The following is a 13,998-nucleotide window of genomic DNA, read 5'->3' as shown; positions in this document are numbered from 1 at the left end:
GGGCGACGAGCACCCGCTCCATGCGGTAGAGGAAGGTGTCGTGCGAGAGACGGCCCGTCGCCCCGACGAACTCGCGCTGCTGACCGCCGACCTGGAGCCCGAGGGGCCGTGGACCCGGCGGGTGGTGGGCGCGGTCGAGCGGATGTCGGCGTTCACGGCCAAGGTCGGGCGGGCGTGGCGGGTGGAGCGGCTGCCGAAGCTGCTGCTGCCCCAACCGGGCCCCCATCCGCTGCGGATCGGCCGGGATCCGGTCAACGGCCTGCGGCTCAGCCACGAGACGGTCTCGCGGCTGCACGCCGAACTCTCCCTGCAGGGCGGTATGTGGGTGCTGCGCGACCTCGGCTCGACGAACGGCACCACCGTCAACGGGCGCCGGGTGACGGGAGCGGTCGCCGTCCGGCCCGGTGACATGGTCGCCTTCGGCCAGATGTCGTTCCGGCTCTCTCCGCACTGATCTGAAGCCCGCGCAGGGCGGGCTCCCCGCTGGATGACCGGGCGTCCGTGACCGGCTCCACCGTTGGGCCATTCTTTCCCAGCACTTTTAACCCGTTTGGCGGTGTACGAGCTGCGTCAGGGCCAGCCTGGTGGTGGGGTGGGGAGACCCACATCGGACCGACAGGGGGCACGATGCGCGAGGAAGCGAACCCGGGCATACGGCAGGACAACTGGACGGACCTCCCTCCCATGGCGCGCGCCAGGACGCCCCGAACGGCCCCCTTCGCGGGCCGGGCCGGTGCCGTGCCGCCCGCCGCCGGGCAGCGGCGGAGCCGGACCGTCGCGCCCAGCCTCCTCGACCCCGGCGCCACCCGCGACCCCCATCGCGTCCACCGGGTCCTGCGGGAGCAGTTCCCCCTCACCTACGACCCGTTGCTGCGCTCCTGGGTGCTGAGCCGGTACGCCGACGTCGCCACCGCCCTCACCGACGCCCGCTTCACCCACGGCCACCGGCCCGGCGACCCGCCCTGCGCCGAGACCCACGTCGACGTCGACGTGGAGGAACTGCGGGCCGTCGCCGAGCGCACGGCCCACGTACTCGCCCGCCGGATCGCCGACCGCCCCCAGGCCGACCTGGTCGCCGACTTCTGCCACTGGCTGCCCGCCGGCACGGTCGCCGCCGCCGTCGGGGTGCCGTACCGCGACATGATGCGGCTGGTGCGCGGCCGGGCCGCCTCCGCCCTCGCCGGCCAGTGCACCGCCCAGATCTCCGTCCGGGAGAAGGCCCTGGCCTCGTTCCTCGCCAACGTGCTCGCCGACCCCGACCGGCTGGCGGAGCTCCGGGACGCCCCCACCGGACCCACCGGCCCCTTCGCACGGGCCTGGACCGAGTCGCTGCGCCGCGACCCGCCCGTGCAGATCGCGGTCCGCCGGACCGGCGCCGACGTGCCGGTCACCGGCGGCACGATCCCCGCCGGCGAGCCGGTCGCCCTGCTCATCGGGGCCGCCGGCCGCGACCCGGAGCGCTTCCGGGAGGCCGACCGCTACGACCCCCGGCGCGACGACCCCGGCCAGCTCACCTACGGCACCGGCTTCTGCCCGGCGGTCGTGCTGGCCGGACTGGAGGCCGAGTACGCCCTGCGCGCCCTGCTCGACGCCATGCCGCGGCTGCGCCTCGCCGACGGCTTCCGGCCCGAGCGGACCGGCCTCATCACCCGAGCCCCGCGGAGCCTTCTCGTACGGCCCGGCGGCTGAGCAGCGCCACCGGGCGCTCCGCCAGCAGCTCCGCCACCTTCACCGCGCCACCGGCGAACTCCCGCACCCCGTCCAGGAGATCGAACCAGCGGCCCGCCGGAAGCGTCAGCTCCGTGTCCTGCCAGCCACCCGACTCGGCGAGCCGCAACGGCAGCCGGGTGACGGCCGTGACCACCTCCTCGGAGCGGGCGAAGGCGAGACAGTGCGGCGCGCCCGGCCCGGCCGCGGTCAGCGGGGTGTACGTGCCCGAGGTGCCGAACAGCTCCGGGTGCCGACGGCGCAGCCCCAGCGCCGCCCGGACCAGCGCGGTCTTGTCGTCGTCCGTGCCCACCGCGAACGGCTCCCGGTTGTCCGGGTCCACCAGGGCCCGGTACTCCCGCTCGGTGCCCTGGTAGAGCTCCGGCACGCCCGGCATCGTCAGCTGGACCAGGGCCGCGCCCAGCATCGCGGCGCGGATGTGCGGTTCCAGCGCGAAGGCCGTCTCCGACGCCGCCCGCAGCGGGATCCGGCCGGGGCCCGCCGCCACGAAGTCGCTCACCGCCCGCTCGTAGGCCGGATCGGGCTCGGTCCAGCTGGTGTGCAGCCCCGCCTCCCGTACCGACTTGAGCACCGCGGGGCCGRGCCGGGCCGCGTCCGCCGCGCCGAAGCCGAACGCGGTCTGCCACGCCGTCCACGCCAGGTGCGGATCGGGCGCCGGCACCCCCGCCACCTCCTCCAGCAACTCCGCCCACGCGCCCGGGCACTGGGACAGCACCGCGATGCCCGCCCGAACGTCCGCGCTGCGCTTGGTGTCGTGCGTGGTCAGCACCGTCCCGGTGGCCGGCCAGTCCCGGGCCAGCCGCAGGCAGTACGCGTGGAACTCCTCGGGCGTGATCGCCGGCCGGCCCGGATCCCCTCCCACCTCGTTCGCCGACAGCAGCGGGGTGTAGCGGTAGAACGCCGTGTCCTCGACGGACTTGGCGCGCAGCGCGGACGACGTCTGCTCGAACCGCGCCCGGAACGCCCGGTGTCCGGGCCCGTCCCCGCGCCGGCCGAGCGCCAGGTCCCGTACGGTGTCGACCGCCGAGGCCTCCTCCGCGACGGCGAACGCGGCCTTCGCGCCGCGGGCCGCCTCCGGGGTCAGCACCTCCTCGCCGCCGGTCCCGTAGGTGCGGTAGACGGGGACCCGGACCAGGAGTTCGCGGATCGCCGTCAGCAGCGCCCACGGCGCGTGGTCGCGCAGCTCCGGGTCGGCCGCGCAGAGCCGCCCCGCCATCCGGCTCAGCACGGCCGTCTCGGCGGCCAGCTCGTGCGTCACGACCTTGTACGCCGCGCGCCGCGCGGTCGCCTCCCAGTAGCCGCCGCGGTCGCCGGCCCGCCCGGCGAACTGCCGGTAGACGTCCAGCAGCTCGTCCGCGCCCACGGGGTCCGTGAAGAGCCCGTCCACATGGCGCAGCGCGTCGTAGCCGGTGGTGCCGGCGACGGGCCAGTCCGCGGGCAGCGGTTCCGTGCCGGTGAGGATCTTCTCCACGACCGTCCAGCACCGGCCGCCCGTCGCCTCCCGGAGCCGCTCCAGATATCCCAGCGGGTCGGCCAGCCCGTCCGGATGGTCGATCCGCAGACCCTCGACCACCCCGTCCCGCACCAGCTCCACGATCTTCGCGTGGGTCGCCTCGAAGACCTCGGGGTCCTCCACCCGCACCCCGATCAGGTCCGAGATCGTGAAGAAGCGGCGGTAGTTGAGCTCCGTTCGGGCAAGGCGCCACCACGAAAGCCGGTACCACTGCGCGTCCAGCAGCTCGTCCAGCGGCAGGTCCGCCGTCCCCTCCCGCAGCGGGAACTCCTGGCCGTCGAGCCGCAGCACCCCGTCCGCCACCACGAACCGCTCCCGCACCTCAGGCAGCCGGTCCGGCAGCACGGGCAGCAGGATCCGCCCGTCCTCCGCCTCCCAGTCCACGTCGAACCAGCGGGCGTACGGCGATCCGGGACCCTCGCGGAGCACCTCCCACAGCGCGTGGTTGTGCCGCGGCGAGGCGGCCATGTGATTGGGCACCAGGTCGACGACCAGCCCGAGTCCGTGGCTCCGCGCGGTGGCGGCGAGCGCCCGCAGGCCCGCCTCGCCGCCCAGCTCCGCACGGACGGCCCGGTGGTCGGTCACGTCGTAGCCGTGTCCGGAGCCGGGCACGGCCTCCAGGACCGGCGACAGATGCAGGTGCGAGACTCCGAGGCCGGCGAGATACGGGACCGCCCGCTCGGCGGCCGCGAACGGGAACTCCGGCTGGAGCTGCAGCCGGTAGGTGGCGGTGGGAACCGTCGGAGCGAGGGGCGAGGGCGTCATGCGAACGTACGTACCCCGCTGGACGGCTTCTGTGTCATCGCCCCATGCGTCCGTTCGTGTGCATCGCGTTACGTTCGGCCGATGCTCCGGATGTATCGCGACACCCTCGGCCTTCTCGGACCGGCGCTGCCGGTGGTCTCGTTCCTCGCCCGGCTGCCGACCGCCATGTGCCAGCTCGGCAGTCTCCTCCTCGTCGCCGAGACGAGCGGCTCCCTGACGACGGCGGGCCTGGCGGGCGGCGCGCTCGCGGCGGGGCAGACGTGCGCCGGACCCGTCATCGGCCGGCTCGCCGACCGGCGCGGGCAGCGCCGCGTGGTGCTCGCGGCCTCCGCCGCCAACGCGGTGGCCGTCGCCGCGCTGGTGCTCGCCGCACTCGCGCACGCGGCGACCGGCTGGCTCGTCCTGCTGGGCGCTCTCGCCGGTGCGACGGTCCCGCAGGCCGGACCGCTCGCCCGGACCCGCTCCGTGGCCCTGGCCCGGTGCGCCGGCGCGGACGACCGGCTCGTCGGCGCGGTCCTCTCCTTCGAAGGAACCCTCGACGAGGTCTCCTTCGTGCTCGGGCCGGCGCTCGTCGGGCTCGCGGCCGCGTTCGCGCACCCGGCGGCGGCCCTTCTCCTGGCCGCCGCGCTGCTCGCCGTCTTCGGCACGGCCTTCGCGCTGCATCCCTCGGCGCGGGCCGCGCGGGACCGCCCGGCCCCTGCCGTCCGGCCCTCGGCCCCGAAGGACCGGACGCCTCCCGGCGCGGCCACCGACCCCGTCGCGCCGCCGCTCTCCTCGGGTACCACCCTTACGGGCGCCGCCGAACGGGGACGGCTGCCGCGATCGGCCTACGTCCTGCGGGTCGCCATGACGCTCCAGGGGGCCATGTTCGGCGCCTCGCAGGCCGGCATCACCGCGTTCACCGAGGAACTCGGGGCGCCCGCCCAGGCGGGTCTCGTGTACGCCGCGATGGGCGTGATGAGCGCCGCCGTCGGCCTCTCCATGGCCGCCGTGCCGGCGCGGATCGGACCGGCCACGCGCTGGCGCGCGGCCACCGCCGCACTGGTCGTCCTCTCCCTGCCCCTGCTCCTCGTCGACTCGCTCGGCGCCCTGTACGCGGTGGTGACCCTCCTGGGCGCCGCCTACGCGCCGCACCTCATCACGGTGTTCGGCCTCACCGAGCGGACCGTCCCGAGCGCCCGGCTCGCCGAGTCGATGGCCTTCCTGACCAGCGGGATCGTCGGGGGCCAGGCGCTCGCCCTGGCACTCTCGGGCCGCCTGGCGGACGGCCACGGGGCGCCCGCCGCCTTCGCGGTGGCGGTCGTCGCGGCAGCCCTGTGCGCGGCCCTGTCGTGGGCGGTCGACCCCCTCGCACCGGCGCCGCGCCCGCTCCCGGCCGGCCCGCGACCGGCGCGCCGCGCCTGACCCGGGGACCGGCCGCGGAGCCCGGTCCCCGGGACAGCCCTCAGGCGGGCCGCTGGAGCACCGTCAGGCTGAGCGGCGCCAGCGTCACCCGCTCGCCGGCCGCCACCTTCGGGCCCTCCAGCGGAGGGATGCCCTCGGGGTGGGAGGTGTCGACCACGACCCGCCAGGTCTGCCCGTGGTTGACCGGGACCTCGAACTCCAGCTCCTGCGAGGACACGTTGAACATCAGCAGGAAGGAGTCGTCGGCGATCCGCTCCCCCTGCGGGCCGGGCTCCGAGATCGCGTTGCCGTTGAGGAAGACCGACAGCGCCTGGGCGTGCGCGGCCTGCCAGTCCTGGGCCGTCATCTCCTCGCCCTCGGGGGTGAACCACGCGATGTCCGTCAGCTCGTCGTGGGTGCCCTCCACCGGCCGGCCGTGGAAGAAGCGGCGACGCCGCAGGACCGGATGGTCACGGCGCAGTCGCACCATCGCCCGGGTGAAGGCGAGCAGCGTGCCGTCCTCCTCGCTGTCCGGATCCGGCCAGCGCACCCACGCGACCTCGTTGTCCTGGCAGTAGGCGTTGTTGTTGCCGCCCTGGGTGCGGCCGAACTCGTCGCCGTGGCTGAGCATCGGCACGCCCTGCGAGAGCATCAGCGTGGCCAGGAAGTTCCGCATCTGCCGGGCCCGCAGTTCCCGGATGCCGATGTCCTCGGTGTCGCCCTCCTCGCCGCAGTTCCAGGACCGGTTGTGGCTCTCGCCGTCCCGGTTGCCCTCGCCGTTGGCCTCGTTGTGTTTGCCGTTGTACGAGACCAGGTCGCGCAGTGTGAAGCCGTCGTGGCAGGTCACGAAGTTCACCGAGGCGAGCGGACGGCGGCCGTCGTCCTGGTAGAGGTCGGACGAGCCGGTCAGCCGGGACGCGAACTCGGCCAGCGTGCGGGGCTCGCCGCGCCACAGGTCCCGGACGCAGTCGCGGTACTTGCCGTTCCACTCGGTCCACAGCGGCGGGAAGTTGCCCACCTGGTAGCCGCCCTCGCCGACGTCCCAGGGCTCGGCGATCAGCTTCACCTGGCTGACGACCGGGTCCTGCTGCACCAGGTCGAAGAACGACGACAGCCGGTCCACCTCGTGGAACTGCCGGGCCAGCGTGGCCGCCAGGTCGAAGCGGAAGCCGTCGACGTGCATCTCCGTCACCCAGTACCGCAGACTGTCCATGATCATCTGGAGTACGTGCGGGGACCGCATCAGCAGCGAGTTCCCGGTGCCGGTGGTGTCCATGTAGTACCGGGGATCGTCGGTGAGCCGGTAGTACGACGGGTTGTCCAGGCCGCGGAAGGAGAGCGTCGGGCCCAGGTGGTTGCCCTCGGCGGTGTGGTTGTAGACCACGTCGAGGATGACCTCGATGCCCGCCTGGTGCAGCGCCCGCACCGCCGACTTGAACTCCAGCACCTGCTGGCCGCGGTCGCCCCAGGAGGCGTAGGCGTTGTGCGGGGCGAAGAAGCCGATGGTGTTGTAGCCCCAGTAGTTCGACAGCCCGGCGTCGACCAGCCGGTGGTCGTTGACGAACTGGTGGACGGGCATCAACTCCAGTGCCGTGACGCCCAGTTCCTTCAGGTGTCCGATGACCGACGGGTGCGCGAGCCCGGCGTAGGTGCCCCGCAACTCCTCCGGAAGCTCGGGGTGGAGCATGGTCAGGCCCTTCACATGGGCCTCGTAGATCACCGTCCGGTGGTAGTCGGTCCGGGGCCGGCGGTCGTCACCCCAGTCGAAGTACGGGTTGACCACGACCGACGTCATCGTGTGCGGCGCCGAGTCGAGGTCGTTGCGCGAGTCGGGCTTCCCGAAGTGGTAGCCGTACACCGCCTCGCCCCAGTCGACCCGGCCCGAGACCGCGCGGGCGTAGGGGTCCAGGAGCAGCTTCGCCGCGTTGCAGCGCTGCCCGTGCTCGGGCGCGTAGGGTCCGTGGACCCGGAACCCGTACCGCTGACCGGGCATCACGCCCGGCAGATAGGCATGGCGGACGAAGGCGTCCGTCTCGCGCAGCTCCACCGCCGTCTCCGAGCCGTCGTCGTGGAGCAGACAGAGCTCGATGCGGTGCGCGGCCTCCGAGAAGACCGCGAAATTCGTTCCGGCGCCGTCGTAGGTGGCGCCCAGGGGATACGCCTGTCCCGGCCAGACCTGCATAGATAAGACTCTTCCATTCTGATCCGGGTGTTGGGGGGTACTTCGGCCAGATCCTGCCCGAAAGTAGGGCAACCTCCTAGGACTTCGGCCCGTCCTACCGGGTGACCGCAGAGAAATCGGGGAGACTCTGAGAAGAGTGGGGGAAAAGTGCACGGAATAGTGCGCCGCCACCTGGGGAAGGTGGTGGCGGGCGCCGCCATGGCCGTGACCGGAACGGCCGTCATGGTCGGGATCACGCTCCCGGGGACCGCAGGCGCGGACGACACGGCGGGCAGCGGCACCGCGGGCGGCCGGACGGCAGCGTCCGCGGCACCCGGATCGACCGCGGGGGAGGGGGGCTCCGCCGGAACGGCGCCGGAGCCCGCGACCCTGGCCACCGCGCCGCCCGAGGGGGCGAAGGGAGTGGGCACCGACCCGCTCACCGACGACGAACTGCGCAGGGCCGAGGAGCTGGCGCTGACCCCGCCCGCCCGGACCGCCCGGCGTGACGTCGAGGGGGCCCGCGGGCCCCAGCACCTGGCCACCGAACTGGCCGACCCGCTGCCGGCGGACGCGAGCGCCGCCACGCAGCCGCGCCGCGCCGAGGTGCGGTTCTACGACTACGGCCGCGACGAGCTGATCACCAGCACCGTCAACCTCGACACCGGCAAGGTCGAGGCGACGGCCGCGCAGCGCGGGGTCCAGCCCTCGGCGCATCCCGAGGAACTGCGGGAGGCCCTGGAGCTGATCCTGAAGAGCCCGCTGGGCAAGGGCGTCGAGGAGGACTACAAGGACGCCACGGGCAAGGAGCTGACCTCGACGGAGCAGCTCTGGTTCAACGGCGACGTCTACCGCACGTACCGCGAGGCGAACGTCCCCGCGGCCCTGGCCAAGTGCGGCGAGCACCGCTGCGTCCGGCTCGTCACCAAGATCCTCAACGGCTCCTGGATCGACACCCGCAACCTGATCGTCGACCTCAGCGCCCGGACCGTGACCCGCGTCGGCTGACCACCGGCGCCAACGACCACACCTTCCGCACTTCCGTACGAGGGAGTTCGTCCTCATGCACATCCGTTCGTCCTCGCGCGCCCGCAGGCAGGGCGCCGTCCTGGCCGCGGCCGCCCTCCTCGGCACCGCCACCGCCGCGGCCGGCCCCGTGAGCGCCGCCACCGCGGCGCCGCCGGCACCGCGCCCCGACTGTTCCGCCGCGTACCGCATCGAGCAGAAGCTCGACGGCGGCACCACCTGGCGCATGTGCTGGCGCTACAGCACCGACTCCGGCCTGATCCTCGACAAGGTCACCTACCAGCCCAAGGGGGAGAGCGCCCCGATACGGGTGCTGACGAGCGCCAAGCTCGCCCAGATCCACGTCCCGTACGACGACGGCAACGCCGAGTACGACGACCTGACCGGTGCCGGCTTCGGCTGGGGCCTGCAGGACCTCAAGCCGGGCGAGTGCCCCGGCGGCACCATCACCTCCGTGAAGGTCCCGGAGATGGGCAAGGTCAACGGCCTGTGCACCACCACCAGGGCGCGCGGCCACGCGTACCGGATGGCCAACGACGAGGGCACCAAGGTCTGGCAGGCGCAGGGCAAGGACCTGCTCGTCTACACCGTCAACAAGGTCGCCTGGTACGAGTACATCACCGAATGGCGCTTCTCCTCCGACGGCACCATCGCCGCCAACGTCGGCGCGACCGGCAGCCTCGCCCCCGGCGACTACAACGGGACCGACGGCCGTGGCTGGCCGATCGGCCCCGGCGCCCGCTCCTACGCCACCAGTCACGCCCACAACGTCTTCTGGCGGCTCGACTTCGGCCTCGACGGCGCCGTCAAGGACCGGATCGAGCAGTACGACTCCAAGGTCACCGCGCCGAGCTCGGGCGGCGGTCCCAAGGTGAAGACCACCCGGACGGCGGTCACCAGGGAACTGGCCGGGGACGCCCGGAACATGCGCTGGTGGCGGGTGGTGAGCGCGACCGGCAAGAACAAGGACGGGCACGCCCGTTCGTACGAGATCGTGCCGGGTCCGTCCAACACGCACGCCGGCCGCGGCTTCACCAAGCACGACATCTTCTTCACCCAGAACCGGGCCTGCGAGCAGTTCGCGAGCAACAACATCCTCGACTGCGGACGCAACGCGCCCGACAGCGTGGACAAGTGGGTCAACGGTGAGACGCTGACCGACCCGGCCGTGTGGGTCAACATCGGGTTCCACCACATCGCGCGGGACGAGGACCAGCAGCCGATGCCGGTCCACTGGCAGGGCTTCCACCTGGCACCCAGGGACGTAACCGCTATGAATCCGCTCACTCCGGCCGATCTCGCCGACCAGAACGGCGCTCCGAACCAGGGGAGTTGAGCAAGCAGCCTGCCGATCCTGCTGCACCGCCTTCCGTTCCCGGAGTACCCTTCGTTGATCTTTGTCAGACGGGGCGTCCAGGAGCAGAAGGCGGTGCGTGGGTGAGCTCGGGAGGTCTGGAGCTGCCCCCAGGTGACGCGGGTCACGAGGGGAGTTCCCCCGACCCCGGGGAGGCGCCGCCCGGAGCGGTGTCCGTCGCCCGGCCGATGGAGATCGGCGCGGAGCTCGACTGGGGGGCCGACGCCTGGAGCGAGGTGCGGACCCGGGCCCAGCGGGCCGGCCGCGCCTACATCTGGCTGAATCTCGTCGAGCAGCGGCTGCGGGCCGTCGTGGCGGCCGTGCTGCGGCCCGTCTACGAGCCCGTCCACGGCGACGACTGGGTGGTGGCCGCGGCCGGGCCGGCGGGCCAGGAGTGGGTGCAGCGCGCCGTGGCCGTGCGCGAGGTCTCGCGGCGCAAGGGCTATCTCCTCGACCCGGCCGACGACAACGTGCTGAGCTTCCTCACGCTCCCGCAGCTGCGGGAGCTGATGGTGCAGCACTGGCCGTGCTTCGAGCCGTACTTCGACGACCGGCGCGAGGTGGAGCTCGCCCTGGACGAGCTGGAGGTGACGCGCAACGTCGTCTCCCGCAACCGGGCGCTGTCGCTGACCGTGCTGGCCCAGTCGGAGCGGGCCTCCGCCCGGCTCCTGGAGATCCTCGGGAGCGGGGCGGGGGTGCCGTCCGCCGACCGGATGCCCGTGGACGCCGTCGAGGACCTGGTCGGCGACCGCTACGCCGACGTGGTCTCCGTCCATCCCGACCGGGTGCGCCTGCAGCGGCAGCTGCCCGCCGAGGACCTCTTCGGCGGGGCCCGGCGCCTCGACGCCACCGGGATAGGCCTGAACCTGCTCGTCCAGAACTTCTCCGGGCGGCGTCTGGTGAGACTGGCCGAATCCGGCTGCCGGATCCGGCTGCTCTTCCTGAACCCGGCCAGCAGCGCCGTCAAACGACGCGAGCGCGAACTCGGGCTCAAGAAGGGTGAGCTGAGCCGCTCGGTGGAGATGAACATCCTCCACATGCGGCGGGTCCGCTCGCGGCTGCGTGACCCGGGCGCCTTCCAGATCCACGTCTTCGACGAGACGCCGCGCTTCACCGCGTACCTGGTCGACGGGGACGGCCCGGACGGTCTCGCGGTCGTCCAGTCCTATCTGCGGCGGGCGCGGGGGATGGAGGCGCCGGTGCTGGTGCTGCGCGGCGGCGGGCGCAACCTGGTGCGTTCCGGCCAGCCGGTGCGCGACGGAGAACACGGACTTTTCGAGACGTACCGGGAGGAGTTCGAGTCCGTCTGGCTCGACTCCCGGCCGGTCTCCTGAGCCGCGTGCCGGGGGCGGTGTCAGTGGCGCGTGGGAGGGTGAGCAGCACCACGGGGGAGATCACGTAAGGAGGCCCGATGGCTTGGCATGGGGAAGCGCTGGTCGGTTTCGACCTGGAGACCACCGGCACCGAACCGCTGGAGGCACGGATCGTGACGGCCTCGATCGTCGGGGTCCACGGCGGACGGGTGGTGAGGCAGCGGGACTGGCTCGCCGATCCGGGGATCCGCATCCCGGCGCAGGCGTCCGCGATCCACGGCATCAGCAGTGAGCGCGCGGCGGCCGAGGGGCGACCGGTGCGCGAGGTCGCCGACGAGATCGCCGAGACCCTGACCGGGTACTGGGCCCAGGGCGTGCCCGTCGTGGCCTACAACGCCGCCTTCGACCTCACCCTCCTCTCGGCCGAGCTGCGGAGGCACGCGCTGCCCTCGCTCGCCGACCGGCTCGGCGGCGCCGCCACCGGCCCGGTCGTCGATCCGTACACCATCGACCGGGCCGTCGACCGCTACCGCCGCGGCAAGCGGACCCTGGAAGCGGTCTGCGGCGAGTACGGAGTCGTCCTCGACGCGGCCCACCAGGCCGCCGCCGACGCGCTGGCCGCCGTGCGGGTGGCCGTGGCGATAGCCGAGCGGCACCCGGCCGTGGCCGCGCTGACCCCGGCCGAACTGCACGAGCGCCAGATCGGCTGGTACCGCGCCTGGGCCGAGGACTTCCAGGACTTCCTGCGCCGCAAGGGGAATCCGGACGCGGTCGTCGACCCGGTCTGGCCGCTGCGGGATCTCGCCCCGGTGTCCCACTGACGCCCTAGGGGTGTCTTGCCGGGCTCCCGGCGCACCTCTCCGGCCTGATCGACAAGACACCCCTGGACCCCCGCGGTGACGGGTCGGCGGCCGGGACCGGCCTCAGCCGATCGGGTTCTCGGACAGGAAGTCGAGGAGCAGCGCGTTGACCTGCTCCGGCCTCTCCAGCGGCAGCCAGTGGCCCGCGTCCTCGATCCGCTCGTAGCGCCAGGTGCCGTCGACGTGTTTGGCGGTGCCCGCCATCGACGCCTCCGTCATGAAGCGGTCGCCGGTGCTCCAGACGCCCATCACGGGGCCGCGCAGCGCGAAGGCCGGCCCGTCGGGGCCGAACTGCGCCTCGGGCGGCAGCCCCGCCCGGTAGACGTTCAGCGCGGCGGTGAGCGCGCCCGGTGCCCGCAGCGGCTCGATGACGGCCTCGGCCTCGGGGTGCTCGGCCAGCATCTCCCGCAGGTGGGCGAAGTCGTCACGCGAGAGCCAGTCCTCCGCGAGGCCCGCGAGCTGGAACAGCAGCAGGTACCAGGACCGCTGCTTCTGCTCCCAGCCGGCGTCCCGGACCGCCGAGAGGTGGCCCACCGACAGGATGCTCAGCGAGGCGACCCGCTGCGGCGCGGCCATGGCCAGCCCCTGCACCATGCCCGAACCCCAGTCGTGGCCCACCAGATGGGCCCGGTCGATCCCCAGCCGGTCCAGCAGCTCCAGCAGGTCGCCGACCGACCGCGCCGGGGCGTAGGCCTCCGGTCCGCCCTCGGGCCGGTCCGAGGCGCCGAAGCCGCGGAGCGTGGGGGCGACGCACGTGTACCCGGCGGCGGTCAGGGCCGGGACCTGGTGACGCCAGAGGTGGTGCGTGTCGGGGAAGCCGTGGACCAGAAGCACGGCCGGACCCTCGCCGCTGACCTCGACGTCGAGGGTCGCCCCGGACAGTTCCACGCGCATCGCAACACCCCGTTCGGACAAGGAGGATCGGTCCCGGGAATCATGTCAGAACGGGTACCAGCGCACCTCCGGGTCGCCGTCCCGCAGCGAGGCCACCCGCCGCTCGAATTCGGCCAGGGCCTTGGGGTTGGTCGGCGCGTGCTGGGCCACCCAGGCGCAGCTGGCGGTCTCCCGGGCGCCGCGGAGCACAGCGCACCCGTCCCACGCGCGCACGTCCCAGCCGTAGGCCTCGGTGAAGGCGTCGTACGCCGCCGGATCCAGGCCGTACCGGTCGCGGGAGAGCGCGAGGACCACCAGGTCGTGCTCCCGCAGGTCGGAGGAGAAGGTCTCCAGGTCGACGAGGACGGGACCGTCGGGGCCGACATGGACGTTGCGCGGCAGGGCGTCCCCGTGGATCGGGCCCGGAGGCAGGTGCGGGGTGAGCGCGGCGGCCGCCGGCGCGAAGGAGTCGCGCCGTTCCCGCAGATAGGCCGCGTCGGCCGGGTCGACGGCGTCGCCCGCGAGCCGCAGCCACCGCTCGACCCCGCCGAGCAGGTCGCGGCGGGGCAGGGCGAGGGAGGCGGGCTCCGGGAGGGCGTGGATCCGCCGCAGCAGCGGGGCCAGATCGCGCGGCTCGGCTGGACGTACGGCTGCGGGCAGCCGGTGCCAGAAGGTGACCGGGTGGCCCTCCACCATGCGGGGCGCGGCTTCCGCCGCCCGCACCGCGGGGATGCCGGTCTCGGCCAGCCAGGAGGCGAGCGTCAGTTCGCGTTCGGCGCGCGGCAGCAGCTCGGCGTCCCGGCCGATCTTCACCACGAGATCGCCCGCGCCGAAGACCGCGTTCTCCCCCAGGGAGAGGAGGGGGGCGTCCTGTTCCCGGGCCGGCAGCCCCGTGGCGGCCAGGATCTCCCGTGCCCGCGCCTCGTCCATCCGAATCTCCGTCTCTCCCGTTGCCTGTGCGAATCAGCCAAAGTCTCGCATCCGTGCGGGCGGCCTTGACGGGACCGACGCCCTGTCAGGAC

Annotated in this window: 11 protein-coding genes; 7 read left to right on the top strand and 4 right to left on the bottom strand. The window is 73.4% G+C overall.

Going from position 1 to position 13,998, the window contains the following annotated elements; genetic code table 11:
• A partial coding sequence (locus EAO71_RS27665) for an FHA domain-containing protein (RefSeq protein ID WP_147980685.1) occupies positions 1-454 on the top strand: 454 nt, incomplete at its 5' end.
• Between the two features lie 173 nt (positions 455-627).
• The gene (locus EAO71_RS27660; protein ID WP_147980548.1) at positions 628-1,689 is read left to right on the top strand and encodes a cytochrome P450; all 1,062 of its coding nucleotides are present in this window, start codon (positions 628-630) and stop codon (positions 1,687-1,689) included.
• On the opposite strand, the gene treY is transcribed toward EAO71_RS27660, so the two are convergent.
• Positions 1,646-4,006: a malto-oligosyltrehalose synthase gene (gene treY / locus EAO71_RS27655; RefSeq protein WP_147980547.1), complete on the bottom strand. Its 2,361-nt coding sequence runs from the start codon at positions 4,004-4,006 to the stop codon at positions 1,646-1,648. The two genes, EAO71_RS27660 and treY, sit on opposite strands and share 44 nt — an antisense overlap.
• A gap of 90 nt (positions 4,007-4,096) precedes the next feature.
• Between treY and EAO71_RS27650 the strand changes: the two genes are divergently transcribed.
• A complete protein-coding gene (locus EAO71_RS27650; protein ID WP_147980684.1) occupies positions 4,097-5,410 on the top strand; it encodes an MFS transporter in 1,314 nt (437 codons plus the stop codon).
• A gap of 40 nt (positions 5,411-5,450) precedes the next feature.
• On the opposite strand, the gene glgX is transcribed toward EAO71_RS27650, so the two are convergent.
• Positions 5,451-7,571, bottom strand: coding sequence for a glycogen debranching protein GlgX (glgX, locus tag EAO71_RS27645; RefSeq protein ID WP_147980546.1), 2,121 nt, complete (start codon positions 7,569-7,571; stop codon positions 5,451-5,453).
• Between the two features lie 147 nt (positions 7,572-7,718).
• Between glgX and EAO71_RS27640 the strand changes: the two genes are divergently transcribed.
• The 4 genes from EAO71_RS27640 to EAO71_RS27625 all read left to right on the top strand — a co-directional run bounded on the left by EAO71_RS27640 (position 7,719) and on the right by EAO71_RS27625 (position 12,064).
• The gene (locus tag EAO71_RS27640) at positions 7,719-8,558 is read left to right on the top strand and encodes a TrbL/VirB6 family protein (protein ID WP_147980545.1); all 840 of its coding nucleotides are present in this window, start codon (positions 7,719-7,721) and stop codon (positions 8,556-8,558) included.
• Between the two features lie 55 nt (positions 8,559-8,613).
• A complete protein-coding gene (locus EAO71_RS27635; RefSeq protein ID WP_147980544.1) occupies positions 8,614-9,912 on the top strand; it encodes a copper amine oxidase in 1,299 nt (432 codons plus the stop codon).
• A 101-nt stretch (positions 9,913-10,013) separates the two neighbouring features.
• Positions 10,014-11,264, top strand: coding sequence for an SAV2148 family HEPN domain-containing protein (locus EAO71_RS27630; protein ID WP_147980543.1), 1,251 nt, complete (start codon positions 10,014-10,016; stop codon positions 11,262-11,264).
• 77 nt (positions 11,265-11,341) lie between these two features.
• Positions 11,342-12,064, top strand: coding sequence for a 3'-5' exonuclease (locus EAO71_RS27625; RefSeq protein ID WP_147980542.1), 723 nt, complete (start codon positions 11,342-11,344; stop codon positions 12,062-12,064).
• A gap of 102 nt (positions 12,065-12,166) precedes the next feature.
• Here EAO71_RS27625 and EAO71_RS27620 read toward each other — a convergent pair whose 3' ends face one another.
• Positions 12,167-12,997 carry an alpha/beta fold hydrolase gene (locus tag EAO71_RS27620; RefSeq protein ID WP_147980541.1) on the bottom strand — a complete coding sequence of 277 codons (831 nt, stop codon included), beginning with the start codon at positions 12,995-12,997 and terminating at the stop codon, positions 12,167-12,169.
• A gap of 45 nt (positions 12,998-13,042) precedes the next feature.
• Positions 13,043-13,906 (bottom strand): phosphotransferase enzyme family protein, encoded by an 864-nt coding sequence (locus EAO71_RS27615; RefSeq protein ID WP_147980540.1) that lies wholly within the window; start codon positions 13,904-13,906, stop codon positions 13,043-13,045.
• Positions 13,907-13,998 lie beyond the last annotated feature (92 nt).

The sequence above is a fragment of the Streptomyces sp. MS191 genome, assembly GCF_008042125.1.
Taxonomy (GTDB): Bacteria; Actinomycetota; Actinomycetes; order Streptomycetales; family Streptomycetaceae; genus Streptomyces.
The sequence above is the reverse complement of the archived record's forward strand: the minus strand, read 5'-3'. Positions and strand labels throughout refer to the sequence as shown.

Bases quoted from the DNA above. Each gene is read 5' to 3' on its own strand.
- EAO71_RS27660 (WP_147980548.1), top strand. From the start codon at position 628: ATGCGCGAGGAAGCGAACCCGGGCATACGGCAGGACAACTGGACGGAC.
- EAO71_RS27650 (WP_147980684.1), top strand. From the start codon at position 4,097: ATGTATCGCGACACCCTCGGCCTTCTCGGACCGGCGCTGCCGGTGGTC.
- glgX (WP_147980546.1), bottom strand. From the start codon at position 7,571: ATGCAGGTCTGGCCGGGACAGGCGTATCCCCTGGGCGCCACCTACGAC.
- EAO71_RS27635 (WP_147980544.1), top strand. From the start codon at position 8,614: ATGCACATCCGTTCGTCCTCGCGCGCCCGCAGGCAGGGCGCCGTCCTG.
- EAO71_RS27625 (WP_147980542.1), top strand. From the start codon at position 11,342: ATGGCTTGGCATGGGGAAGCGCTGGTCGGTTTCGACCTGGAGACCACC.
- EAO71_RS27620 (WP_147980541.1), bottom strand. From the start codon at position 12,997: ATGCGCGTGGAACTGTCCGGGGCGACCCTCGACGTCGAGGTCAGCGGC.
- EAO71_RS27615 (WP_147980540.1), bottom strand. From the start codon at position 13,906: ATGGACGAGGCGCGGGCACGGGAGATCCTGGCCGCCACGGGGCTGCCG.